The 21,923-nt window shown below is 69.4% G+C and carries 17 protein-coding genes, 1 tRNA gene and 1 pseudogene; 7 read left to right on the forward strand and 12 right to left on the reverse strand.

Translation table 11 applies throughout. The annotated features are described in order from the left end of the window. Window positions 1-58 precede the first annotated feature (58 nt). The 7 genes from thrB to RYJ27_RS08310 form a co-directional block, all read right to left on the reverse strand. Window positions 59-988, reverse strand: a complete 930-nt coding sequence (gene thrB, locus RYJ27_RS08280) for a homoserine kinase (RefSeq protein ID WP_330169855.1) — start codon at window positions 986-988, stop codon at window positions 59-61. Then, the gene (gene thrC / locus RYJ27_RS08285; RefSeq protein WP_330169856.1) at window positions 985-2,073 is read right to left on the reverse strand and encodes a threonine synthase; all 1,089 of its coding nucleotides are present in this window, start codon (window positions 2,071-2,073) and stop codon (window positions 985-987) included. Before thrC ends, thrB begins: the two co-directional genes overlap by 4 nt. Before the next feature lies 1 nt (window position 2,074). Further along, a complete protein-coding gene (locus RYJ27_RS08290; RefSeq protein WP_330169857.1) occupies window positions 2,075-3,400 on the reverse strand; it encodes a homoserine dehydrogenase in 1,326 nt (441 codons plus the stop codon). Beyond that, entirely contained in the window at window positions 3,397-4,812 is a 1,416-nt protein-coding gene (gene lysA / locus RYJ27_RS08295; RefSeq protein WP_330172026.1) for a diaminopimelate decarboxylase, read from the reverse strand. Before lysA ends, RYJ27_RS08290 begins: the two co-directional genes overlap by 4 nt. Window positions 4,813-4,945: 133 nt before the next feature. Further along, the gene (locus RYJ27_RS08300; RefSeq protein ID WP_330169858.1) at window positions 4,946-5,782 is read right to left on the reverse strand and encodes an LmeA family phospholipid-binding protein; all 837 of its coding nucleotides are present in this window, start codon (window positions 5,780-5,782) and stop codon (window positions 4,946-4,948) included. Window positions 5,783-5,785: 3 nt separating this feature from the next. Next, window positions 5,786-7,453 (reverse strand): arginine--tRNA ligase, encoded by a 1,668-nt coding sequence (gene argS / locus RYJ27_RS08305; RefSeq protein ID WP_330169859.1) that lies wholly within the window; start codon window positions 7,451-7,453, stop codon window positions 5,786-5,788. A 41-nt stretch (window positions 7,454-7,494) separates the two neighbouring features. Next, complete coding sequence (locus RYJ27_RS08310; protein ID WP_330169860.1) at window positions 7,495-8,307, reverse strand: transglutaminase-like domain-containing protein; 813 nt, start codon at window positions 8,305-8,307, stop codon at window positions 7,495-7,497. Between the two features lie 92 nt (window positions 8,308-8,399). On the opposite strand from RYJ27_RS08310, the gene RYJ27_RS08315 reads away from it, so the two are divergent. Next, window positions 8,400-9,191 (forward strand): SGNH/GDSL hydrolase family protein, encoded by a 792-nt coding sequence (locus tag RYJ27_RS08315; protein WP_330169861.1) that lies wholly within the window; start codon window positions 8,400-8,402, stop codon window positions 9,189-9,191. Window positions 9,192-9,264: 73 nt separating this feature from the next. Next, a tRNA-Arg gene (locus RYJ27_RS08320) sits at window positions 9,265-9,337 on the forward strand. Window positions 9,338-9,353: 16 nt separating this feature from the next. Here RYJ27_RS08320 and RYJ27_RS08325 read toward each other — a convergent pair. Then, window positions 9,354-9,500 (reverse strand): hypothetical protein, encoded by a 147-nt coding sequence (locus RYJ27_RS08325; RefSeq protein WP_330169862.1) that lies wholly within the window; start codon window positions 9,498-9,500, stop codon window positions 9,354-9,356. A gap of 306 nt (window positions 9,501-9,806) precedes the next feature. On the opposite strand from RYJ27_RS08325, the gene RYJ27_RS08330 reads away from it, so the two are divergent. From RYJ27_RS08330 to RYJ27_RS08350, 5 genes and pseudogenes are all read left to right on the forward strand, one after another. Beyond that, a complete protein-coding gene (locus RYJ27_RS08330) occupies window positions 9,807-10,874 on the forward strand; it encodes an IS110 family RNA-guided transposase (protein WP_330169863.1) in 1,068 nt (355 codons plus the stop codon). 264 nt (window positions 10,875-11,138) lie between these two features. After that, window positions 11,139-13,085 (forward strand): type I restriction-modification system subunit M, encoded by a 1,947-nt coding sequence (locus tag RYJ27_RS08335; RefSeq protein WP_330169864.1) that lies wholly within the window; start codon window positions 11,139-11,141, stop codon window positions 13,083-13,085. Beyond that, window positions 13,082-14,314, forward strand: coding sequence for a restriction endonuclease subunit S (locus RYJ27_RS08340; protein WP_330169865.1), 1,233 nt, complete (start codon window positions 13,082-13,084; stop codon window positions 14,312-14,314). The genes RYJ27_RS08335 and RYJ27_RS08340 overlap by 4 nt, the downstream gene beginning before the upstream one ends. Beyond that, complete coding sequence (locus tag RYJ27_RS08345) at window positions 14,311-17,433, forward strand: type I restriction endonuclease subunit R (RefSeq protein WP_330169866.1); 3,123 nt, start codon at window positions 14,311-14,313, stop codon at window positions 17,431-17,433. Before RYJ27_RS08340 ends, RYJ27_RS08345 begins: the two co-directional genes overlap by 4 nt. Before the next feature lie 87 nt (window positions 17,434-17,520). Then, a pseudogene (locus RYJ27_RS08350) lies at window positions 17,521-17,757 on the forward strand (SDR family oxidoreductase); the annotation flags it as partial. A gap of 20 nt (window positions 17,758-17,777) precedes the next feature. On the opposite strand, the gene RYJ27_RS08355 reads toward RYJ27_RS08350, so the two are convergent. From RYJ27_RS08355 to RYJ27_RS08370, 4 genes are read right to left on the reverse strand one after another with little or no spacing between them, the layout of a single operon-like run. Then, entirely contained in the window at window positions 17,778-18,947 is a 1,170-nt protein-coding gene (locus RYJ27_RS08355; RefSeq protein WP_330169867.1) for a sensor histidine kinase, read from the reverse strand. Further along, window positions 18,944-20,005: a hypothetical protein gene (locus RYJ27_RS08360; RefSeq protein WP_330169868.1), complete on the reverse strand. Its 1,062-nt coding sequence runs from the start codon at window positions 20,003-20,005 to the stop codon at window positions 18,944-18,946. The genes RYJ27_RS08355 and RYJ27_RS08360 overlap by 4 nt, the downstream gene beginning before the upstream one ends. Continuing rightward, window positions 20,002-21,162, reverse strand: a complete 1,161-nt coding sequence (locus tag RYJ27_RS08365) for an ATP-binding protein (RefSeq protein WP_330169869.1) — start codon at window positions 21,160-21,162, stop codon at window positions 20,002-20,004. The genes RYJ27_RS08360 and RYJ27_RS08365 overlap by 4 nt, the downstream gene beginning before the upstream one ends. Further along, complete coding sequence (locus RYJ27_RS08370) at window positions 21,159-21,803, reverse strand: helix-turn-helix transcriptional regulator (protein ID WP_330169870.1); 645 nt, start codon at window positions 21,801-21,803, stop codon at window positions 21,159-21,161. The genes RYJ27_RS08365 and RYJ27_RS08370 overlap by 4 nt, the downstream gene beginning before the upstream one ends. Window positions 21,804-21,923: the final 120 nt, after the last annotated feature.

Genomic DNA, 21,923 nt, shown 5'->3' on the forward strand with positions numbered 1-21,923 from the left:
GCGGGGAAGGACATGCAGTGCTTCGCAGATTGCGATCGGAGGCCAGATTCACGCGTATTCACGTGGAACCCTCCGTGTTCTTCACTGTAGCACCCTTGAAGTCGACGGCCAGCATGAGGGCCTCCCACGGAGTGTCCGACGCGTTGGCGACGATGTCCGCGGCCTCGAGGCGGCGCCCGGGCCCGTCGGCGAGCACCAGGATGCTGGGGCCCGCGCCCGAGACGACGGCGGCGAAGCCGGCGTCTCGCAGGGCCTGCACGAGACGCAGCGTCTCGGGCATGGCCTCGGCGCGGTAGTTCTGGTGGAGCTTGTCCTCCGTGGCCGCCATCAGCAGCTCGGGACTCTGCGTGAGCGCCGCGATGAGCAGCGCCGACCGCGAGACGTTGAACACGGCATCCTCGCGCGGCACGTGCAGCGGCTGCAGGCTGCGGGCGAGCGACGTCGACATCGTGAATCCGGGGACGAACACGAGCGGCGACACGCCGCGGTGCACGAGCAGCTTCTTGTGCTGGGGGCCCTCGGGGGTCAGCCACGCGATCGTCAGCCCGCCGAACAGCGCGGGGGCGACGTTGTCGGGGTGGCCCTCCATCTCGGTCGCCAGGCGCAGCAGGTCGTCGTCGCTGAAGTCGACCACGCCCTCCAGCAGCCCCTTAGCCGCCACGATGCCCGAGACCACCGCCGCGCCGGACGAGCCCATGCCGCGCCCGTGCGGGATGACGTTGTGCGCCCGCAGACGCAGGCCCGGCAGCGGCACGCCCGCCGCGCGATACGTGTGGTCGATCGCGCGCACGACGAGGTGCGAGGCATCCCGCGGCACGTCCTCGGCGCCCTCGCCCGCCACGTGCACCTCGACGCCCGGTTCGGGCAGCGCCGTGACCTCGAGTTCGTCGTACACGCTCAGCGCAAGCCCGAGGGTGTCGAAGCCCGGCCCGAGGTTCGCGCTGGTGGCGGGCACCCGCACCGAGACGGTGCGAGGGGCTGTGTTCACGCGGTGGCTCCGACGGGGGCGAGGCCGAGCACGTCGGCGACGTCGGAGGTGGTGGCGTCCACGACGGTCGGCTCGACCTGCGACCCGTCGGAGCGGCGGAGCGCCCACTGCGGGTCCTTCAGGCCGTGGCCGGTCACCGTGAGCACGACGCGCGAGCCCGCGGGGATGACGCCCGCCTCGGCGCGGTCGAGGAGCCCGGCGACGCTGATCGCCGAGGCGGGCTCGACGAAGATGCCCACTTCTCCCGCGAGCAGCTTCTGCGCCGCGAGGATGCGGTCGTCGTCGATCGCGCCGAAGTACCCGTCGGTCGCTTCCCGCGCCTCGATGGCGAGGTGCCACGAGGCGGGGTTGCCGATGCGGATGGCCGACGCGATCGTCTCGGGGTTGCGCACGACCTCCCCGACGACGAGCGGGGCGCTGCCGGCGGCCTGGAAACCGAACATGCGCGGGACGCGGGTGGAGACGCCGCTCGCGGCCTCCTCGCGGTAGCCGCGCGTGTAGGCGGTGTAGTTGCCGGCGTTGCCGACCGGGATGAAGTGGAAGTCGGGCGCGTCGCCCAGCTGCTCCACGACCTCGTACGCGGCCGTCTTCTGCCCGTCGATGCGGTCGGGGTTGACCGAGTTGACCAGGTGCACGGGGTAGTGCTCGGCGAGCTCGCGGGCGATCTCGAGGCAGTCGTCGAAGTTGCCGCGCACCTGGATGAGCCGGCCGTCGTGCGCGACGGCCTGGCTGAGCTTGCCCATCGCGATCTTGCCCTCGGGCACCAGCACGGCGGCCGTGATGCCGGCGTGCGCCGCGTACGCGGCGGCCGACGCCGACGTGTTGCCCGTCGACGCGCAGATCACGGCCTTCGCGCCGTGCTCGATCGCGCGGGAGATCGCGACGGTCATGCCGCGGTCCTTGAACGACCCGGTGGGGTTCATCCCCTCGTACTTGACCCAGACGTCGGCGCCCGTGCGGCGGGAGAGCGCGGGCGCCGGCAGCAGCGGCGTCCCTCCCTCGCCGAGGGTGACGACGGTCGAGCTCTCGGTCACTCCGAGCCGGTCTCCGTATTCGCGCAGGACTCCGCGCCAGACGTGTGCCATGTCAGTCTCCTTCCACACGCAGGACCGACACGACCCGCTCTACCACGCCGGAAGAGGCGAGGCGGGCGACGGTGTCGGAGAGGTCCTGCTCCAGGGCCTTGTGAGTACCGATGACGAGGCGGGCGACGGGTGCGCCCTGCTCCTCTTCGGTGAGAACGGTCTGCTCGACGGTCGCGATGGACACGCGCCCCTCGGTCAGGATGCCGGCCACGGTCGCGAGCACGCCCGCGTGGTCGTCGACCTCGAGCGTGATCTGGTAGCGCGTCGTGACGCGCCCGATCGGCAGGATCGGGAGGTTGGCGCGCGTGGACTCGCCCACCCCGACTCCCCCGGCGATGTGGCGGCGGGCCGCGGAGACGACGTCGCCGAGCACGGCGGATGCCGTCTGCACTCCCCCGGCGCCGGCTCCGTAGAACATCAGGCTTCCGGCGGCCTCGGCCTCGACGAAGACGGCGTTGTTGGCACCGTGCACGCTCGCGAGCGGGTGCGAGCGGGGCACGAGCGCGGGGTAGACCCGCACGGATATGGCGTCGGCCTGCTGGCCGGCCGCGGCATCCTCGATGCGCTCGCAGACGGCGAGGAGCTTGATGACGTAGCCCGCGTGGCGGGCGGATTCGATCATCGCGGCGTCGACGCCCGTGATGCCCTCGCGGTGCACCGCGTCGAGGGGGACGGCGGTGTGGAACGCCAGGCTCGCGAGCAGCGCCGCCTTTTGCGCGGCGTCGTAGCCCTCGACATCCGCCGTCGGGTCGGCCTCGGCGAAGCCGAGCGCCTGCGCCTGGCTCAGCACGTCGGCGAAGGCGGCGCCCTCGGTGTCCATGCGGTCGAGGATGTAGTTCGTGGTGCCGTTGACGATGCCCATGATGCGGCGCACGCGGTCGCCGGCGAGGGAGTCGCGCAGCGGGCGGATGATCGGGATCGCGCCCGCCGCGGCGGCCTCGTAGTAGACGGATGCCCCGACCTGGTCGGCGGCGTCGAAGATCTCGGGGCCGTGGGTGGCCAGGAGCGCCTTGTTGGCGGTCACGACGTCGGCGCCCGAGGCGAGGGCCTGCAGCATGCTGGTGCGGGCGGGCTCGATGCCGCCCATCAGCTCGATGACGATGTCGGCGCCGACGATCAGGGCCTCCGCGTCGGTCGTGAACAGCTCGGCCGGCAGCTCCACGTCGCGCGGCGCGTCGATCGTGCGCACCGCGATCCCGGCGAGCTCGAGGCGCGCACCCGCGCGGTCGGCGAGCTCGTCGCCGTGGCGCAGCAGCAGCCCCGCGACCTGTGATCCGACCGCGCCGGCGCCCAGCAGGGCGACGCGCAGCGTGCGGTAGTCGGTCATTCTTCTCCCCTCGACGGGTGCAGCCCGGCATCCCGGGCCAGCAGGTCGGTGACGGTCTCACCGTGCACGATCACCCGGGCCGCGCCGTCGCGCACCGCGACGACCGGCGGCCGGGGCACGTGGTTGTAGTTGCTTGACAGCGGCTGGCAGTACGCGCCCGTCACCGGCACGGCGAGCAGGTCGCCGGGCGAGACGTCATCCGGCAGGTACTCGGCATCGACGACGACGTCGCCCGATTCGCAGTGCTTGCCGACGACGCGCACGAGCTGGGTGCCGGCCTCGGAGACGCGTGAGGCGATCCGCGCCGAGAAGTCCGCGCCGTACAGGGCGTGGCGGGCGTTGTCGCTCATGCCGCCGTCGACGCTCACGTAGCGCCGCACGGCGGGCCCGGTCTCGGTGTCGACCGTGACGTCCTTCGTCGTGCCGACCTCGTAGAGCGTCACCCCGGCGGTGCCGACGATCGAGCGCCCCGGCTCGAACGCGACGACGGGGACGGGGATGCCGCGGGCGGCGCTCTCCGCCGCGACGACCTCGAGGATGCCGTCGGCCAGCTGCTCGATCGGCGTGGCCTCGTCGGCCGACGTGTAGGCGATGCCGAAGCCGCCGCCGAGGTTGAGGATCGGCGCGGGTTCGCCGCCGTCGCCCACGATGGAGAGCACCTCGAGCAAGCGCGCGGCCGACTCGCGGAATCCGTCGGTGCCGAAGATCTGCGAGCCGATGTGACAGTGCAGGCCGTCGAAGCGCAGTCCCGGGGCGCGGCGGATCCGCTCGACGATCCTGGCCGCCTCGGCGAGCGGGAAGCCGAACTTCTGATCCTCGTGGGCCGTCGCGAGGAAGTGGTGCGTCTCGGCGTGCACGCCGGTGTTGACGCGGATCAGCACGGCCTGCGTGCGACCGGCGTCCGCCGCGATCCGCGAGAGGCGCTCGAGCTCGATCTCGGAGTCGAGGACGATCGTCCCGACGCCGGTCTCGACGGCCCGGCGCAGCTCGGCGACCGACTTGTTGTTGCCGTGGAAGCCCAGGTGCTCCGCCGGCACACCGGCGGCGAGCGCGACCTCGAGCTCGCCCTGCGTGCAGACGTCGACGCGCATGCCCTCGGCGGTGACCCACCGGGCGATCTCGGTCGAGAGGAACGCCTTGCCGGCGTAGTAGACCCGCGCGCTGGTGCCCCGCGCCGCGGCGGCCGCGGAGAACGCGGCGACGGTGCGGCGGGCTCGCCCTCGGACCTCGTCCTCGTCGATGACGAGCAGGGGCGTGCCGAAGCGGGCCACGACCTCACGCACCGAGACCCCGCCGACCACGGCGCCGCCCGTCTCGTCACGGTGGGCGCTGGCCGGCCAGACGCCCTCGGCGAGCGCGTTCGCGTCGGAGGGCTCGGAGAGCCAGGCGGGGGCGAGCGGCGAGGCGGGCACGGCGTACCAATCGGATGTCGGGATGCGTCGGCGCCGACGGGCGGCAGGTCGCGGGATGCTCACGCGGCCGACGGTTGCTAGAAAGTCTAGGGCACCGCGTTCGCTCGACCCCATCCGGCCCGCGCCGGCCGCGTCATCCGCAGGAGCCGTCCTGGCGCAGCGCGGGGTCGTGGAGCACGCCGGGAGCGATGTCGAAGTCGATCGTCGCGCGGCCGTCGGCCACCACGACATCCGTCATCGTCAGCGCAGCCGGCAGGTACTGGGCGACGCAGACGTCCCACGAGCGCAGCACGGCATCGGCGAACCCGCCGAACCGGGCGCGCAGGTCGTCGGCCGAGACCGTCGCGTCGGCAAGGCGGAGCGTGGCGGGCGTCAGCACGAGATCGCCGTCCGCGGCGGAGGGCACGAGCCCCACACCGATCGGGATGACCGCGCCGAAGACGGTGAGCTCGAAGGATGCCGCGACCTCGCCGCCGTCGATCGACACCGTGTCTGCCGGGAAGCCCTCGATCCCCGCGAGGAGCGCGCGCACCTGCTGCTCGTCGAGGACCACCGTCGCCGACGCCTGGCCCAGGTCGCGGTCCGCGCGGATCGGGACTGCCGTCGCGACGACCTCGACGTCGCCCGACAGGGTGTCGAAGCTGAGGTCCTGGGCGGTGATGCGCAGTTCGTCGAGCTCGCCGGAGACCAGCTGCGGGATCACCATGCCCGACACCTCGACGTCGACCTCGCCCGAGGCATCCGCCCCGAGCTGCTGCACCACCTGGGTGCGCACGGCGCGCTCGACGAGGTCACCCGCGAGCCAGTTCGCCACGAACCAGCCGCCGACCAGCACCGCCGCCACGATGACGAGCGTGACGATCCAGGGCCACACGCGACGCCTGCGGGCCGGAGCATCGCCGGAGTCGGCGAGCACCCACCGGCTTCCGGGTTCGGGCAGGGGCAGGGTCGGGTGCTCGGGGCCGCTCATGCGCTACATCCGCTCCGGGGCGCTCACACCGAGCAGGTCGAGGCCGTTGCGCAGCACCTGCCCCGTGGCGTCGTTGAGCCAGAGCCGCGTGCGGTGCACGGTCTCGACCGGTGCGTCGCCCTGGGGGATGACGCGGCAGTTGTCGTACCACCGGTGGTAGAGCCCCGCGAGCTCCTCGAGATAGCGGGCCACGCGGTGCGGCTCGCGCACGTCGGCGGCGAATGCCACGATGCGCGGGAACTCCTGCAGGGCGCCGAGCAGCGCCGATTCGGTCTCGTGCTCGAGCAGCTCGGGCGCGAACTCGCTGCGGTCGACACCCGAGTCGGCCGCGTTGCGCGCGACGTTGTGCGTGCGGGCGTGGGCGTACTGCACGTAGAAGACGGGGTTGTCGTTCGTGCGCTTGCGCAGCAGCTCGGGGTCGAGGGTGAGGGGCGAGTCGGCGGGGTACCGGGCGAGGGAGTACCGCAGCGCGTCGGTGCCGATCCACGCGCGCAGGTCGTCCATCTCGATGATGTTGCCCGCGCGCTTGGACAGGCGCGCGCCGTTGACGGAGACGAGCTGCCCGATGAGCACCTCGATGTCCTTGTCGGGGTCGTCGCCCGCCGCGCCCGCCAGCGCCTTGAGGCGGTGGACGTAGCCGTGGTGGTCGGCGCCGAGCAGGTAGATCTTGTGCGCGTAGCCGCGGTCGCCTTTGTTGAGGTAGTAGGCGGCGTCGGCGGCGAAGTACGTGTACTCGCCGTTGCTGCGGCGGATGACGCGGTCCTTGTCGTCGCCGAAGTCGGTCGTGCGCACCCACACGGCATCTTCGTCGTCGAAGACGTGCCCCTGCGCGCGCAGCCGGTCGACGGCCTCGTCCACGAGGCTCGGGCCGCCGTCCGCGGGGCGGGCGTGCAGCACGCGCTCCGAGAACCAGACGTCGAAGTGCACGTTGAAATTCTCGAGGGATGCCTGGATCTCCCCCAGCTGCAGCTCGTACGCCGTGTCCCGGGCAACGACCATCCGCTCGTCCTCGTCCAGCTCGAGGATGTCCGGGCGCTTCACGAGCACGCGACGACCGAGCTCATCGATGTAGGCGCCCGCATACCCGCCCTCGGGTGTCGGCTGCCCCTGGATCGCGGCGAGCACCGAGAGGCCGAAGCGGTCCATCTGCGCGCCGGCGTCGTTGATGTAGAACTCGCGCGCCACGGTCGCGCCGCTCGCCAGCAGCAGGCGTGCCATCGAGTCGCCGAGGGCTGCCCATCGCGTGTGGCCGATGTGGAGCGGGCCGGTGGGGTTGGCGGAGACGAACTCGAGGTTGATGCTGTTGCCGCGCTGGGAGTCGTTCGTCCCGAACGCCGCCCCCGCCTCGACGATGGTCTTCGCGAGCGCTCCGGCGGCCGCGGCATCCAGCCGGATGTTGATGAACCCGGGGCCGGCGACCTCGACGCTCGCGACGCCGTCGACGCTCTCCAGGCCCGCGGCGATCTCGGTGGCGAGCTCGCGCGGTGCCGCGCCGACCCGCTTGGCGAGCTTCATGGCGGCGTTGGAGGCCCAGTCGCCGTGGTCGCGGTTCTTGGGACGCTCCAGCGGCAGGTCGGCGGCGGTGAGCCCCTCGGCCGAACCGGGTCGTCGAGCCTCGGCGAGGGGCGTGATCACGGCGAGCAGGGCGGCGGAGAGATCCTCGGGGTTCATAGCCCGCCCAGTCTAGTTTCGACGGACGCCTCCCCCGTGCCTCAGGCCAGCTGCACGAGCGCCGTGAAGTCGTCGGCGGATGCCGCGGCATCCGGTGCGGCGTCGTGCAGCCGCGCGTCGACCTGCAGCCGCTCGAGGCCGACGTGGCCGCCGTGGAAGCTGAGGAAGGCGCAGTCGGCGGCGTCGCGGCCCGTCGCGATGCGCACGAGGGAGCGGCGATCGGCGAGGCGGGTCGCGTCGATCACGTACCAGGCGCCGTCGAGATACGCCTCGGCGACGGCGTGGAAGTCCATCGGGTCGAGCCCCGGCGCGTAGCAGGCCGCGTACCGCGCCGGCATGTCCATCGCCCGCAGCAGCGCGATGACGACGTGCGCGTAGTCGCGACAGACCCCCTGACCCGTCGTGAGGGTCGTCACGGCGCTGTCGGTGCCGAGGCTCAGGCCCGGCGTGTAGGTGATGCTCTGCTCGACGAAGCGGGTGACGGCCTCGATCAGGTCGTGCCCCGAGAGTCCGTGGAACTGTCGCCGCGCCTGCGTGAACACCTCGTCGGATTGGCTGTAGCGACTGGGGCGGAGGTAGGTGATGGCGTCCAGGTCGCTCGTGCGCGGCATGCCGGCGGGGCCGTCGACGAGGGCCTCGTAGCGCACTTCGAGGCGACCCGCCTCGCCGCGGAGCCGGTGCAGGCGGCTGCCGTACTGGTCGACGATCTCGGTCGGCGACCACGTGCGGCCGCCCTGGGTGAAGGTGAGCCGCTCCCCCACGACGGGCACCTGCTGGGCCACGCTGAGAGAGAACACGAGATCGACGGAACCGGCCAGATCGAGGTCGATTTCTGCCGTGACGGAGCGCTGCACCGAGCAATCCTCGCACGCGTCCGGAGGCCCCCGGCGCGCGCGCCGGGAGGCCGTGGACGAAGAGCGCCGCCGGGTCGCCTACGCTCGTGTGCATGTCCGCAGATTCCGCCCGATCCCGCCTGCGTGCGGGGGTCGCCGCCGCCATCGCGGCGGCGGTCGTCGCGGCGGCGCTGGTCGGCGTCTGGCAGCCCTGGCACAGGGCGGCCGCGCCGCCGAACGCCGCGGCATCCGGGGAGGGTTCGCCCGTCGTCGACGCCGAGCCTCTCGCGCTGCCCGCCGATGCGCGCGTGCTCGTCTTCGGGGACTCCTGGACGTTCGGCTCGGCGGCCGAGCCGGGCATGGGATACGCCTACGTGCTCGAGGCGATGACCGGGTGGGACACGACCGTCGCGGGAGTGCGCGGCAGCGGCTACCTCCGCGAGGGCGTCGACGGCCCGACGTTCGGCGAGCGCATCGCGGCTCTGGATGCCACCCTCGATCCGGATCTCGTCATCGTGCAGGGCTCGATCAACGACCGCCTCCTCGTGCCCGACGGGTACGACAAGGCCGTGACATCGGCCTGGGACGCGCTCGCCGCGCGGTACCCGGACGCGCGGATCGTTATCCTCGGCCCCGCGCCCCACCAGCTCCCCGTGCACGCGGGGACGGTGTGGATCGACCAGCGGCTGGGCGAGCTCGCCGCGGCGCGCGGGTGGTGGTACGTCTCCCCGCTGCAGGAGGAGTGGATTCAGTCGTGGAACTACCTCGATGTGATCGACACCGGGCTGGGCCAGTTCCACCCCTCCACGCCCGGCCACGCCTACCTCGCGGCGCGGCTGAATCAGGCGCTCGCCGAGCGCAGCATCGTGGCGGATGCCGCGCCAGGCGCCGAGCTGGACCACTGACCCTGCCGAGCCGCGCACGCTGTCTCGTCGGCGTCGGATGACGCGCGCCGCGGGTGGTAATCTCGACCGGTACGCCTCCGTAGCTCAGGGGATAGAGCGTTGGTTTCCGGTACCAAAGGTCGCAGGTTCGATTCCTGTCGGGGGCACGAGAGAAATCCCAGGTCAGCCTGGGATTTTTTCTTTTTCGGTGTTTGGATTCGCCGACTTCGGGGCTTCGAGGTCGCGCGCGGCCGCGATGCTGCCGATATCGTCGGCGAACATGTCGGCGTAGACGTCGAGGGTCATCGTTGCGGAGACGTGGCCGAGCATGCCCTGAATCGCCTGTAAGTCTCTGAGTTGCTGGCCTGGGGTCGGCTGGCAGGGTGGGTGCTGGCGCTCCGCATGGTCGTGACTCTTGAATCGGTTGGCCCTTCGCCCTTCGGACTGGGGTGCCTTTCTCAGGATCTGTCCGCCCGGGCGGGCGCCGGCGCCGACCCTGCCCACTTCGATGGCTTGATCAGAAGCTTGCCCGACCGTCAGCGGCGGTCGTGGCCCATTACAGGCCTGCCTCGCAGTGACCATTCCCGGGCCGACGCCAGCAGTGACGTCAACCTCGTGGAAAGGATCACGGTCACCATGACCATCGTTGCAAACACATTCGCGTATGTCATCGGCGCGGACACGCACTCCCGAACGCACACCCTCGCCGTCATCGACGTGCGCACCGGCGCGAGAGTCGATACCTCGACGTTCCCGACGACCCCTGCAGGACTCTCCCGCGCGGTCGCGTGGATCGCCAGCCGCACCGGCGGACTGGTGGACGTGCTCGTCGCCATCGAAGGCGTCGGGTCCTATGGCGCTCGACTCGCGCGGGCATGCCAGGACGCTGGCTACCGGGTCGTGGAGTCGTTCCCGACCCCGGCCCGGCAACGCCGCGGCCTCGGTAAGAGCGATGAGATCGACGCGGAACTGATCGCCCGCTCCGTGCTCAGTGTCGATGCGGACAAGCTCCGCGATCCGCGTCAGGACGCGGGAATACGCGCCGCGCTGCGGGTCCTCGTCGCAGGGCGCGAGCTGCTCAACAGCGACCGCACCCGGTCGATCAACGCGCTCACCGCGCTGCTGCGAACCGTCGACCTCGGCATCGACGCGCGGCGCCCGTTAACGAAAGCGCAGCTCGTGACGATCGCGTCGTGGCGGCACCGGCAGGAAGACCTCGCGGCCGTGACTGCTCGTCGCGAAGCGATCCGCCTCGCCAGACGCATCACCGCGTGCGATCAAGACCTCGCGGACAATCGCCACGAGATCACCGCGCTCGTCAGGGCGAGCGACGCATCCGGGCTGCTCGAGCAACCCGGCATCGGAGCGATTAACGCCGCGGCGATTATCGTTGCCTGGTCACACCCCGGACGCGTCCGCTCCGAGGCAGCGTTCGCCGTGCTCGCCGGAGTGAGCCCGGTCCCGGCATCGAGCGGGAACACCACCCGACACCGCCTGAACCGCGGCGGCGACAGACGGCTGAACCGGGCGCTCTCCTCAATCGCGCTGACCCGGATGTCTCACCATCCCGCGACCCGCGCCTACGTCGAACGTCGACGCGCTCAGGGACGCACGACCAAGGAGATCCGCCGATCACTCAAGCGATACATCGCCCGACAGCTCTACCGGCACCTCACCACCCAGAACGGACTTGACAGGACATAGAAGCATCCTGATGTTCGCGCCCGATGAGAGGACAAGGCTCGCCGCGGTGTAGCGATCGGTCGTGGCTCCGTTCTCGCCGCTCGCTCCTTGCAGGCTCCGCGCTGGCGCGCGTCGCTTGGCAACCGCTCAGGTGAGACCGTTGGCACGCGGGCGTCGAGGCGGGAGTCGCTGCTCGGGACCCCGCGGGCGATGGGCCAGGATGGGAGAGTTCGCGGCGTCGCAGCCGCTCATTCGCTAGCTCTATAGCAGGAGTGCCCACCTGTGGTGAATCACGTCGCCTTCATCTGGAACATCGCGGAATCCCTTCGCGGCCCGTTCAAGCCCTCGGAGTACGGGTCGGTGGTTCTGCCTTTCACGGTGCTCCGCCGCCTCGACGCCGTCCTCGCTGACACGAAGCCCGCCGTCCTCGAAGCGGCGAAGGGCATCGGGTCGCTCCCCGAGATGCTGCAGGCGATCAAGCTCCAGGAGGCCTCAGGCCACCAGTTCTACAACACGTCCCCGTTCGACTTCGCAAAGCTGGTCGCAGACCCCGCCGACCTCCGTGCGAACCTCTCCGCATACCTGGCAGGGTTCTCACCGAATGTGCGGGACATCTTCGAGCGGTTCGAGTTCGACAAGACGCTGAACAAGCTGGCGGAGAAGAACAAGCTGTTCGCGGTGACGGAGAAGTTCGCGCAGGCCGACTTCCACCCCCGCACGGTCAGCAACATCCAGATGGGGCTGGTGTTCGAGGAGCTGATCCGGTTCGCGAACGAGAAGTCGAACGAAACCGCCGGCGACCACTACACCCCCCGCGAGGTCATCAAGCTGATGGTCGAGCTGCTGTTCGCCCTCGACGATGACGCCCTCTCGAAGTCCGGTGTGGTGCGGTCCATCTACGACCCGACCGCCGGCACCGGAGGCATGCTCTCCGTCGCGGACGAGTACCTTCGCACCCTGAACCCGGGCATCCAGCTGAGCCTGTATGGGCAGGACTACAACGACGCGTCGTACGCGATTTGCAAGGCCGACATGGTCATCAAGGGTCAAGACGTCGACAACATCGCCCTCGGCGACACGCTCACTGAAGACCACTTCGACGACAAGAAGTTCGACTACGGCCTCTCCAACCCGCCGTTCGGCGTCGACTGGAAAGACCAACGCACCTACGTCGACGACGAACACACCAAGCTCGGCTTCAACGGCCGGTTCGGCCCCGGCACCCCCGCCGTCAGCGACGGCGCCATGCTGTTCCTCCTCCACCTGGTGTCGAAGATGCGCAAACCCGAAGACGGCGGCTCCCGCATGGCCATCGTCCTCAACGGGTCGCCCCTGTTCTCCGGAGGCGCCGGCGGTGGCGAGTCGAACATCCGCAAGTGGCTGCTCGACAACGACCTCGTCGAGGCCATCATCGGGCTGCCGAAGGACATGTTCTACAACACCGGCATCTCCACCTACATCTGGGTTCTCACCAACCGCAAGACCGACGACCGCAAGGGCCGGGTGCAGCTCATCGACGGTCGCGAGATGTTCACCAAGCTCCGCAAGGGGCTCGGCTCCAAACGCAACGAACTCTCCCCGCAGAACATCGAGACCATCGTCGGCCTGTACGCCGGGTTCGAGGACGGCGAGCACTCGAAGATCTTCCGCAATGAGGACTTCCTGTACCGCACCATCACCGTCGAACGCCCCCTCAAACTCAACTGGCACGCCACCCCCGCACGCATCGACACCGTCTTCGAAGCCAAGGCCATCCAGAAGCTGAACGAGACGGATGCTGCCGCCCTCCGCGCCACCCTCGAAAGGCTCGGCGTCGGCACCGTCTGGAAGAACCGCTCCGAGTTCCACAAGGCGCTGAAGGATGCCGCGAAAGCCGAAGGCCTCACCCTCCCTGCACCGCTGCTCAAGACCGTGACCACCGAGCTTGGCGAGCAGGACGACACCGCCGACACCTGCACCGACGCCAAGGGGAACCCCGAGGCGGATGCCTCGCTGCGCGACACCGAGAACGTGCCCTGGGGCGACGATGTCGACGCCTACGTCGCGCGCGAAGTTCTCCCGTACGCGCCCGACGCGTGGATCGACCACTCCAAGACCAAGGAAGGCGCAGAGATCCCCTTCACCCGCCACTTCTATAAGTACACCCCGCCCCGCCCGCTCGAAGAGATCGACCGCGACCTCGAAGCCGTCATGGACCGACTCCGCGCAATGCTCATCGAGGTCGAACGGTGAGCGCCGTCGCTTTCGGGCGCACGGTGAGACTGGCCACCGAGAGGGCATCTTCCCGCAGTGATTTCAGGATCGGGCTCGAAGCGATTGAGAAGGAAACCGGTCGGCTGAACTTCGATCCCGACGTTCAGTACGACGGTGACGGCATCCGGTTTCGACGCGGTGACGTGCTATTCGGGAAGCTGCGTCCGAATCTCCGTAAGGCGTGGCTTGCTGACGCTGACGGCGATGCGGTGGGCGATTTCCACGTCTACCGCCCTCTTCCAGAGCGAATGACGAGTCGGTACCTCTCCTACCTCGTTCTGTCTGAGCCCTTTCTCGAGCCGGTGATCGCGTCCGTGTCCGGAGCGAAGATGCCTCGCGCGGACTGGAACGAAGTTCGGAACGTCAAGGTGTGGGTCCCGTCGTTGAGCGAACAGCAGGCGATTGCGGACTATCTGGATCGGGAGACGGCGCAGATCGACGCGTTCATCGCGAAGAACGAGGAACTCATCACCCTCCTAACCGAACGCCGCGCCGCGGTTACCGCGCAAGCAGTGACGCGCGGCATCGACGACTCCGGGGAACTCAAGGAGTCAGGACTCGGGTGGCTCGGCTCCATCCCCGAGGACTGGGAAGCTGTCCGCGTCAAGTTCGCTGTTCGATCTCTCCCCGGGTTTGCGTTCGCGAGCGGCGACTTCGTAGACGACACGGGGGCGACGCGCTTGCTTCGTGGGATCAATGTCGGAGTGGGATCCATTTCTTGGGCGGAGACGGTCGGGATCGAGAACCCTCCGGCTGACGTTGAGCGCCGGTACATGCTCGACGAAGGTGATCTTGTCCTCGGAATGGACCGCCCAGTGATCAGTGGGGGGCTCCGCGTCGCCCGAGTAGGCCCAGGGGACGCAGGCTCCCTGCTCGTTCAGCGGGTGCTCCGGCTGAGAGGCACTCGCGTACGCAATGACTACCTGGAGTACTCGTTGGCATGGGGTGGGTTCGCGATGTATATCGAACCCGACTTCACCGGCGTGAGCGTGCCCCACATGAGCGAACAACAGGTCGGCAACTTCGCCATTGCGCTCCCGGACCTGTCCACGCAGGAGCGCATTGTGGATTACCTCCGAGATCAGCACTCGGCGATCGACACCGCACTAGATGCCGCGCGGCGATCGATCGACTTGATGCGTGAGCGTCGTGCTGCGCTGATTTCGGCCGCCGTTACGGGGAAGATCGACGTGGGGGTGGTCGCATGAGGGGTGTTGCCGGAGCGCATCTGGAGTCGGTGCTGGAGAACGAGATTGCCGAGCATCTCGCTGCAAACGGCTGGCTGTACTCGCCGACCGACGCCGGCTACGACCGCGAGCTCGCGCTGTTCCCCGAGGACGTGCTCGGCTGGTTGGCGGATTCGCAACCGACCGAGTTCGCGAAGGTCGTCCGCCCCGGTGACACCGACGCCCAGCGTGAAGCGGCGGGTCGCAGCATCCTGAGTCGCCTCGCGAAGTCGCTGGATCTGGACCCGTTGAAGAACGGGGGGACGATCCGGATTCTGCACGAGGGCTTCTCGATGGTGCCGTTGCATGGGGGTGCGGTGAAGTTCCGGTTGGCGCAGTTCCGGCCGGCGACCACGCAGAACCCGGACACGCTGGAGGCGTACGGGAAGATGCGGGTGCGGGTGATGCGTCAGGTGCATTACTCGGCGAAGCATCCGAACAAGGCGTTGGATCTGGTGCTGTTCGTGAACGGCATCCCGGTCGCGACCGTCGAGTTGAAGACGGACTTCACACAGTCGATCGGGAACGCGGTGAACCAGTACCGGTTCGACCGGTCGCCGGTGGGTGAGCCGTTGTTCGGGTTTGCGAAGCGGTCGCTGGTGCATTTCGTGGTGTCGAACTCCGAAGTGCGGATGACCACGAAGCTCGCTGGGCCGAAGACGCGGTTCCTGCCGTTCAACAAGGGTGCGGAGGAGGGTGCGGGGAACCCGCCGAACCCGAACGGGTCGGCCTCCGCGTACTTCTGGGAGGAGATCCTGCAGCGCGACACCTGGCTGCAGCTGCTGGGGTCGTTCGTGCACCTGCAGGTCGAGGTCGATGTTGATCCCGACACCGGGAAGAAGACGAAGACCGAGAAGGTGCTGTTCCCGCGGTACCACCAGTGGCGGGCCGTGACCCGACTGGTCGACGCGGCCAGGGTGGAGGGGCCGGGGAACCGGTACCTGGTGCAGCATTCGGCGGGGTCGGGGAAGACGAACTCGATCTCGTGGCTCGCGCACCGCCTTTCGCAACTCCACGACGACCAGAACGCGCGGGTGTTCGACACGGTGGTGGTGGTCACCGACCGGACCGTGCTGGACAAGCAACTGCAGGACGCGATCTCGCAGTTCGAGAAGCAGGCCGGGGTGGTGCAGTCGATCACGAAGGATGCGGGCGAGTCGAAGTCGAAGCAGCTCGCCGCGGCACTGACCGGTGGCAAGAACATCGTGATCGTGACGATCCAGTCGTTCGAGGCACTGATCACCGCGATTCAGACCCTGCCGGAGTTGCAGGGACACCGGTTCGCGGTGATCGCGGACGAGGCGCATTCGTCGCAGACCGGGTCGACCGCGGGCGCTTTGACGAAGGTGCTGTCCCCGGCGGAGCTCGCCGCGGTGGCAGAGGGGGCGCCGGTCGACTCGGAGGCGTACCTACAGTGGGCGATGGAGGTCACCGCAGCCGCCCCGAACATCTCCTACTTCGCGTTCACCGCGACGCCGAAGGCCAAGACGCTCGAGCTGTTCGGCCGGCTCCCGGAGGACGCGGGGCCGGATGCGACGCCGGAGCCGTTCGATCTGTATTCGATGCAGCAGGCGATCGAGGAGGGCTTCATCCTCGATGTGCTGCAGAACTACACCCCGTACAAGGTCGCGTGGAAGCTGCAGCATCCCGATTCCGACTACGACGGCGCCGACGAGGTCGACGAGTCGACCGCGGTGAAAGCGCTCGTGCAGTACGTCAGGTTGCATCCCACGAACATCAGCCAGAAGGCGAAGATCGTCGTCGACCACTTCCGCACCTTCGTCCAGCCCCTGCTGGACGGCAAGGCGAAGGCGATGGTCGTCACGGGATCGCGAGTGGAAGCGGTGCGGTGGAAGAAGTACCTCGACGACTACATCGCCGATCGCGGCCTGCAGGATGTGAGGTCGCTGGTCGCGTTCTCGGGAACGGTCGATGACCCGGACGATGTCGGTGAGGGGCTGACGGAGCGGACCCAGAACCCGGGTGTCCAGTCGGATCTCGCCGAGGCGTTCAAGCCGGCCACGTACAACGTGATGATCGTGGCGGAGAAGTTCCAGACCGGGTTCGACCAGCCCCGCCTGGTCGCGATGTACGTCGACAAGAAGCTCGGCGGCGTCCAGGCCGTGCAGACTCTGTCCCGGCTGAACCGCACCTACCCGGGCAAGGACAAGACCTTCGTCCTCGACTTCGTCAACGACCCGCAGGAGGTGCTGGACGCGTTCCTGCCGTACTACCGGAAGGCGAGGCTCACCGCGACGACCGACCCGAACCTGATCTACGACCTCGTGACCAAGCTCGACTCCGCCGGGATCTACGACATGGCAGAGGTCGAGCAAGCATTCGATGCCGCCCTCGCGGGTGGCGTGAATGTGAACTCGAAGGTATCGGCGGCAACCGCGCCAGCGGTGGATCGGTTCCAGAAACGCTGGGTCGCGGCGGTCCTGGATGACGACAAGTCCGAGCAGGACGAACTGCGGCTGTTCAAGGCCGATGTGGGAAACTTCGTGAAGTTCTACGACTTCATCGCCCAGGCCCGCAACCTCGAAGACACCGATCTGCCCCGCCGGCACTACTTCTTCCGCCGCATCCTCCCGCAACTGTCCACCGCGACGATCCTCGAACCGGTCGACATCTCGGACGTGACGCTGGTGGGGTACAAGATCTCTGCGGGCGAGCCCGTGAAGCTGAACCTCGAGCAGGGGCCGGGTCTGGATCCGATCACCGCGATCGGATCGGGCACGATCCATGAGAAGCACCGCAGCGCGCTCGAGGAGATCATCCACAAGCTCAACGAACGCCTCGGCGACAAGTACGGCGTAGGCGTCATCGACCTGCAGATGAACCACATCGTCGGCAAGCTCGCCCTGGACGTCGAGCTCGCGAACCAGGCCGCGGTGAACAGCCCGCAGCAGTTCGCAGAGTCGCCCGCGCTGCCGAAGGCGTTCACGAAAGCGCTGCTCGGCGTGCGGGACGAGACACCCGCGTTCGTCGACGACCTGTTCAGCGACAGCGGGCTGTTCGCTGAGCTGGGGAGGGCGCTGCCGGCGATGCTGTACGAACACCTGAAGGGGAAATCCTTGGACCGGAGCGGCGGATCATGAACGTCTGGGGCGTTCATAATGACTCGTTGACCACCGAACTCGTAGAGGACGGCTTCATCAGCATTGGCTGGGACGAGCCGGCAGGTCGACGCGGGCGGCGGAGCGATCGTCGCGTTCACGAGTGATCACACGAGCGGCAACCTTCCCTACGGGGCGTCCAGGGGCGCGCTCGACCGGATCGTCAAATCCGCGGCCCGCGAGCTCGGGCCGAGGCAGGTATCGGCCAACGTCGTCAACCCCGGACCGGTGGACACGGGATGGATGGACGACGACACTCGGGCGGCGCTGCTGGCGTACCAGCCGCTGGGCAGAGCAGGAACACCGAATGCGGCTACAGTCCGCGCCTAACCCGGCAGCACGACGCTGACGCGCGCACCGCCGAGGGGCGAATCGTCGATCGAGATGGTGCCGCCGTGCGCCTGTACGATGCGGCGGCACGTCGACAGGCCGATGCCCAGGCCGGGAACGTGGTCGTCGGTCCCTCGGGCCATGAGCGCGAAGACGCGCTCACGATCCGATGCGGGCACCCCGGGGCCGTTGTCGTCGACGCTCATCCGCACGGCGCCGTCCACCGGTGTCGCGGTGAGCATGACGCGCGGGGCATCCCCGTTGACCGATGAGAACTTCACCGCGTTCGCGAGGAGATTCTGCACGAGCGCGCGCAGCTGCGTCTCGTCGCCGCGCACGGGCAGGTCGGCATCGACGGTCACATCGGCTCCGCTCGCGCGGATCTCGGGGCCCAGATCCTCCAGCACCGCGGCGGTCACCTCGTCGAGGCGCACCTCCTCGCAACGGGAGACCGCTCCCCCGACCCGCGCGTACTCCAGCAGGTCGTCCACCATCGTCGTCATGCGATCGGCCGCCGCCTCCGCGCGCGCCAGGGCCTCGGCCGCGTGCGGCGCGTGCGCCATCTCGGGGCTGGTGGAGGCGAGCTCGAGGAAGCCCGCGAGCGCGGTCAGCGGGTTGCGCAGGTCGTGGCTCACCTGGGCAGCGAACACCGCGAGCTGTTCGTTGGAGCGCGCGAGTTCGGCGGAGACGCGCCTCAGCTCGAGGAGCTCGACGACCTGATCGGCAAGGAGCGCCAGGTCGGCGGACTGCTCGGGGGAAAGCTCCCCCGGCTCCTCGTCGAAAACACACAGCGTTCCGATCGTGATGCCCTGCGGCGTGGTGAGGGGGCTCGCCGCGTAGAACCGGATGTGCGCGATCTCGCCCGTGACGAAGGGGTTCGCCGCGAACCTCTCGTCGAGCCGAGCGTCGCGCACACTCACCTGCGTGCGGCGGGAGAGCACTGCCGCGCACATCGAGTCCTCGCGCTCGCACAGGGCGGGCTCGAAGCCGACCGCCGCGATCTGATGCTGCCAGCGGTCGTCGATGACGTTGATGACCGCGGTCGACACGCCGCAGATCGAGGCCGCGAGACGGACCAGCCGCTCCAGGTCGGGACAGGGTGCGTCGTCGATGAGCCGGTACGCCGCGATGGCGTCGCGACGTGCGGCGTCGTGGATGGTGCTCATGTGCTCCCCTTCTGCTCGATGGGTCCGCTTTGAAGGGATGGGTCCAGCCTATCCGGCGCCGTCGGCGCGGCGATGTCGACCCGCACGGGGCCCGTCGCGGTCTCCCCCCGGATCGTCGCGAGCATTCCTCGGCCCGACGGCAGCACCCGCACGACGACGTCGCCGTCGCGCTGCGCGCGCAGCGCCCGCGACACGGTCGCGTCGAGCAGGGCGCGCGCCGCGGCATCCATGCCCGATTCGCCCCGGTCATCGAGCAGGGTGACGTCGACGCCGCGGGATCGCGCATCTCGGGCGGCTGTGAGGATCGGCTCGGTGGCGAGCCCATCCGCCCTCAGCCAGTCGCGCAGCGTCGCCTCGAGAAGACGGAACTCCTCCCTGTCGGCATCCGTGAGCGCGGCGTCCGACGCCAGCAGGCGCAGGGCCGGGTCGGTGAAGGTGCGAAGGCGCTCGACACGCGCACGCTGCTCGGCCATGGCGGCACGCGCCGCCTCCTGCTCCCGCGAGCGCATCACCTCCGCCTCCTGCAGACGGCGGATCTGGGATGCCGCGCCCCGCAGATATAGCGCGAAGAACGTTCCGACCAGCAGCATCGCGCCGTGCCGGGTGACGAACATGATGCCATCGAGCGCCGAGAGCCCCGCCGCCAGCTCCCACCACACCGCGACGCCGACCATGACGGTGAACCCGGTCCACGCCAGGATGATGCGGCCGCGCAGGGCGACCATCAGCAGCACCAGGCCCGACGCCCCCCAGAACCACGCCGACCAGCCGGGCGTGGAACCGGGCGGGATGTTCCAGGTCGTCAGCGCCGCGGTCGTCGTCAGAGCGAGCACGAGGAGGGTGAGCCGGAGGGGGTACGGGTCGGGCGCAGGCAGGAGGAGGATGAGCCCCGCGATGGTCACGCAGGCCAGGGCCAGCACGGCGATCGCGGGCGACCCGACCTCGTCGAGGGTCGCGAAGGTATTGAAGGCGTTCGTCGCCGTGAAGACGGCGAACACGACGTACGCCGGCCACTCGGTGAGCCGGAGCATCGCGGAGACGTCGACGCGATCGCTCACGGGGCCTCCCCCACGGGCCAGCGCAGTTCGACCCGCGCCCCGCGCCCGGGAGCCGCCGTGATGTGGGCGGCGCCGCCCGCGGCACGCATCCGATCGATGATGCTCACCCGCACGCCGAGCCGGTCGGGTGCGAGGCGGGGCAGCGAGAACCCCACCCCGTCGTCCTCCACGACGATCGAGAGGTCGTCGTGGAGCATCCTCACGACGACGCGACGGTCGACGCCGACACCCTCGGGGTCCGCGTGCTTCTCGCTGTTGCGCAGGGCCTCGGCCGCCGCCTCCACGAGCGCCGCCGCCGCCTCAGCCGGGACCGATACGCCGGGCGCAACGGAGACGTCCCAGTCGACGGGCATTCCGCCGGCCGCCGACCGGATGCGAGCGGCGACCTCGTCGGCGCCGATCCGGTCCCTCTCGTCGGCGGGAGCGAGGGCGGGCAGGGCGGTCCTCGCTCCCTCCCGCACTCCGTGTCGATCCGAGTTCGCCCGCGCTGCCGCGAGGAGCACCGAGAGCACCCGGTCGTGGATCAGCGCGTTGAGACGCATCCTCTGCTGTCGCGCGCTGGATTCCCGGGCCTCGCGGGATGCCTCGGCGCGAGCGCTCGCCGCCACCGTGTCGAGGCGGCGACCGGCCGTGCGCGATACCTGGATGATGGCGACGACGATCACGCTGAAACTCAGCGCGTAGACGAGATCGTGCGCGGCATTCAGCCACCCCAACTCCGGCGAGGAGACGTACGTGACGAACCCGGTCGCCACGGCGACCGCCACGAGGTAGACCCACGCAGCCGCGCGGTGCCACGCGATCGCCGCGGCGCTCGCCGCGATCGTGACGACGTCGAACGTCCACGGCGGCGCGAGCCCCGGCACGCTCGGCGCCGTCATGAGCGGCAACCACAGGGCCATGGTCAGCGCGAAAGCGATGCAGTGCGCCGTCGCGATGCCCGAGAGGAGCCGAAGCGGGGCGAACGGACCCAGCACGGCGAGCGACGTGGACAGCATCGAGCAGATCACGTAGGCGCCCGCACCGAACCCCGGCACGAAGGCGCCGAACTGACCGACGGCCGACGGGATGCCGAGCAGCGTGTACGCGAAGGCAGCCACGCCCAGGGACGTGTACAGCGCGCGTTGGATCCGCGCCGCAGCGCTCGGTGTGCTCACTCCCACGGGCTCAGAAGCCGGTCCTCGGCGGCGCGACGGTAGAGGTCCACCTTCGTGGGGGCGGGCCGGCCGACGGCGGCGTACTTGTGGCGGATGCGCGTGATGTAGTTGGCGACGGTCGGGGTGGAGATTCCCATTTCGGCGGCCACCGCCTGCGCCTTCTCCCCCGCGGCGTAGAGGGCGAGCACCTCGCGCTCCCTGGGGCTCAGTCCGGCGTCGGCGAGCTGCGGGTCGGCGTCGAGCGCGGCGGCCCAGTCGACCGAGGCGACCGGCTTTCCCGCGATGGCGTCGGCGACGGCGGCCCGGATCTCGCCCTCCGGCCGCGACTTGCGCACGATCCCCAGCACGTCGCTGCGCGCCGCCTCCCGCACGAGATCCGCGCTCTCTCCCGAGGTGAGGACGAGGACCGGGATGTCGGCCGCCCGCAGCGCGGACACGTTGTCGCTCACGCTGGAGCCGTCCGCCAGACGCAGGTCGAGGATGGCGAGGGCGAACTCGCCGCCCCGATCTAGCAGCTCGCGGACGGTGGGGGCGACCTCGACGTGGAACCCGCCTCCACCGAGCACTTCGATGACCCCGAGCGCGACGAGGCGGTGGTCCTCGATGAGGCCGACCCGCGGCATCCCGCCGACACTCGCCATGGGGGTGATCCTCTCACTCTCACGTGTGGTTAGAAATACATCTATCGCGCCCCGCAGCACATTGCTTGACTGATTGAGCACATCACGTGCGATCTCACGATGGTCATTTGTTCGGCCATC

The organism is Microbacterium limosum (assembly GCF_036324365.1).
In the GTDB taxonomy this organism is placed as follows: Bacteria; Actinomycetota; Actinomycetes; order Actinomycetales; family Microbacteriaceae; genus Microbacterium; species Microbacterium limosum.

Bases quoted from the DNA above. Each gene is read 5' to 3' on its own strand.
- RYJ27_RS08370 (WP_330169870.1), bottom strand. From the start codon at position 21,803: ATGGCGAGTGTCGGCGGGATGCCGCGGGTCGGCCTCATCGAGGACCAC.
- argS (WP_330169859.1), bottom strand. From the start codon at position 7,453: ATGAACCCCGAGGATCTCTCCGCCGCCCTGCTCGCCGTGATCACGCCC.
- RYJ27_RS08345 (WP_330169866.1), top strand. From the start codon at position 14,311: ATGAGGGGTGTTGCCGGAGCGCATCTGGAGTCGGTGCTGGAGAACGAG.
- RYJ27_RS08325 (WP_330169862.1), bottom strand. From the start codon at position 9,500: ATGCTCGGCCACGTCTCCGCAACGATGACCCTCGACGTCTACGCCGAC.
- RYJ27_RS08315 (WP_330169861.1), top strand. From the start codon at position 8,400: ATGTCCGCAGATTCCGCCCGATCCCGCCTGCGTGCGGGGGTCGCCGCC.
- RYJ27_RS08290 (WP_330169857.1), bottom strand. From the start codon at position 3,400: ATGACCGACTACCGCACGCTGCGCGTCGCCCTGCTGGGCGCCGGCGCG.
- RYJ27_RS08355 (WP_330169867.1), bottom strand. From the start codon at position 18,947: ATGAGCACCATCCACGACGCCGCACGTCGCGACGCCATCGCGGCGTAC.
- thrC (WP_330169856.1), bottom strand. From the start codon at position 2,073: ATGGCACACGTCTGGCGCGGAGTCCTGCGCGAATACGGAGACCGGCTC.
- RYJ27_RS08300 (WP_330169858.1), bottom strand. From the start codon at position 5,782: ATGAGCGGCCCCGAGCACCCGACCCTGCCCCTGCCCGAACCCGGAAGC.
- RYJ27_RS08330 (WP_330169863.1), top strand. From the start codon at position 9,807: ATGACCATCGTTGCAAACACATTCGCGTATGTCATCGGCGCGGACACG.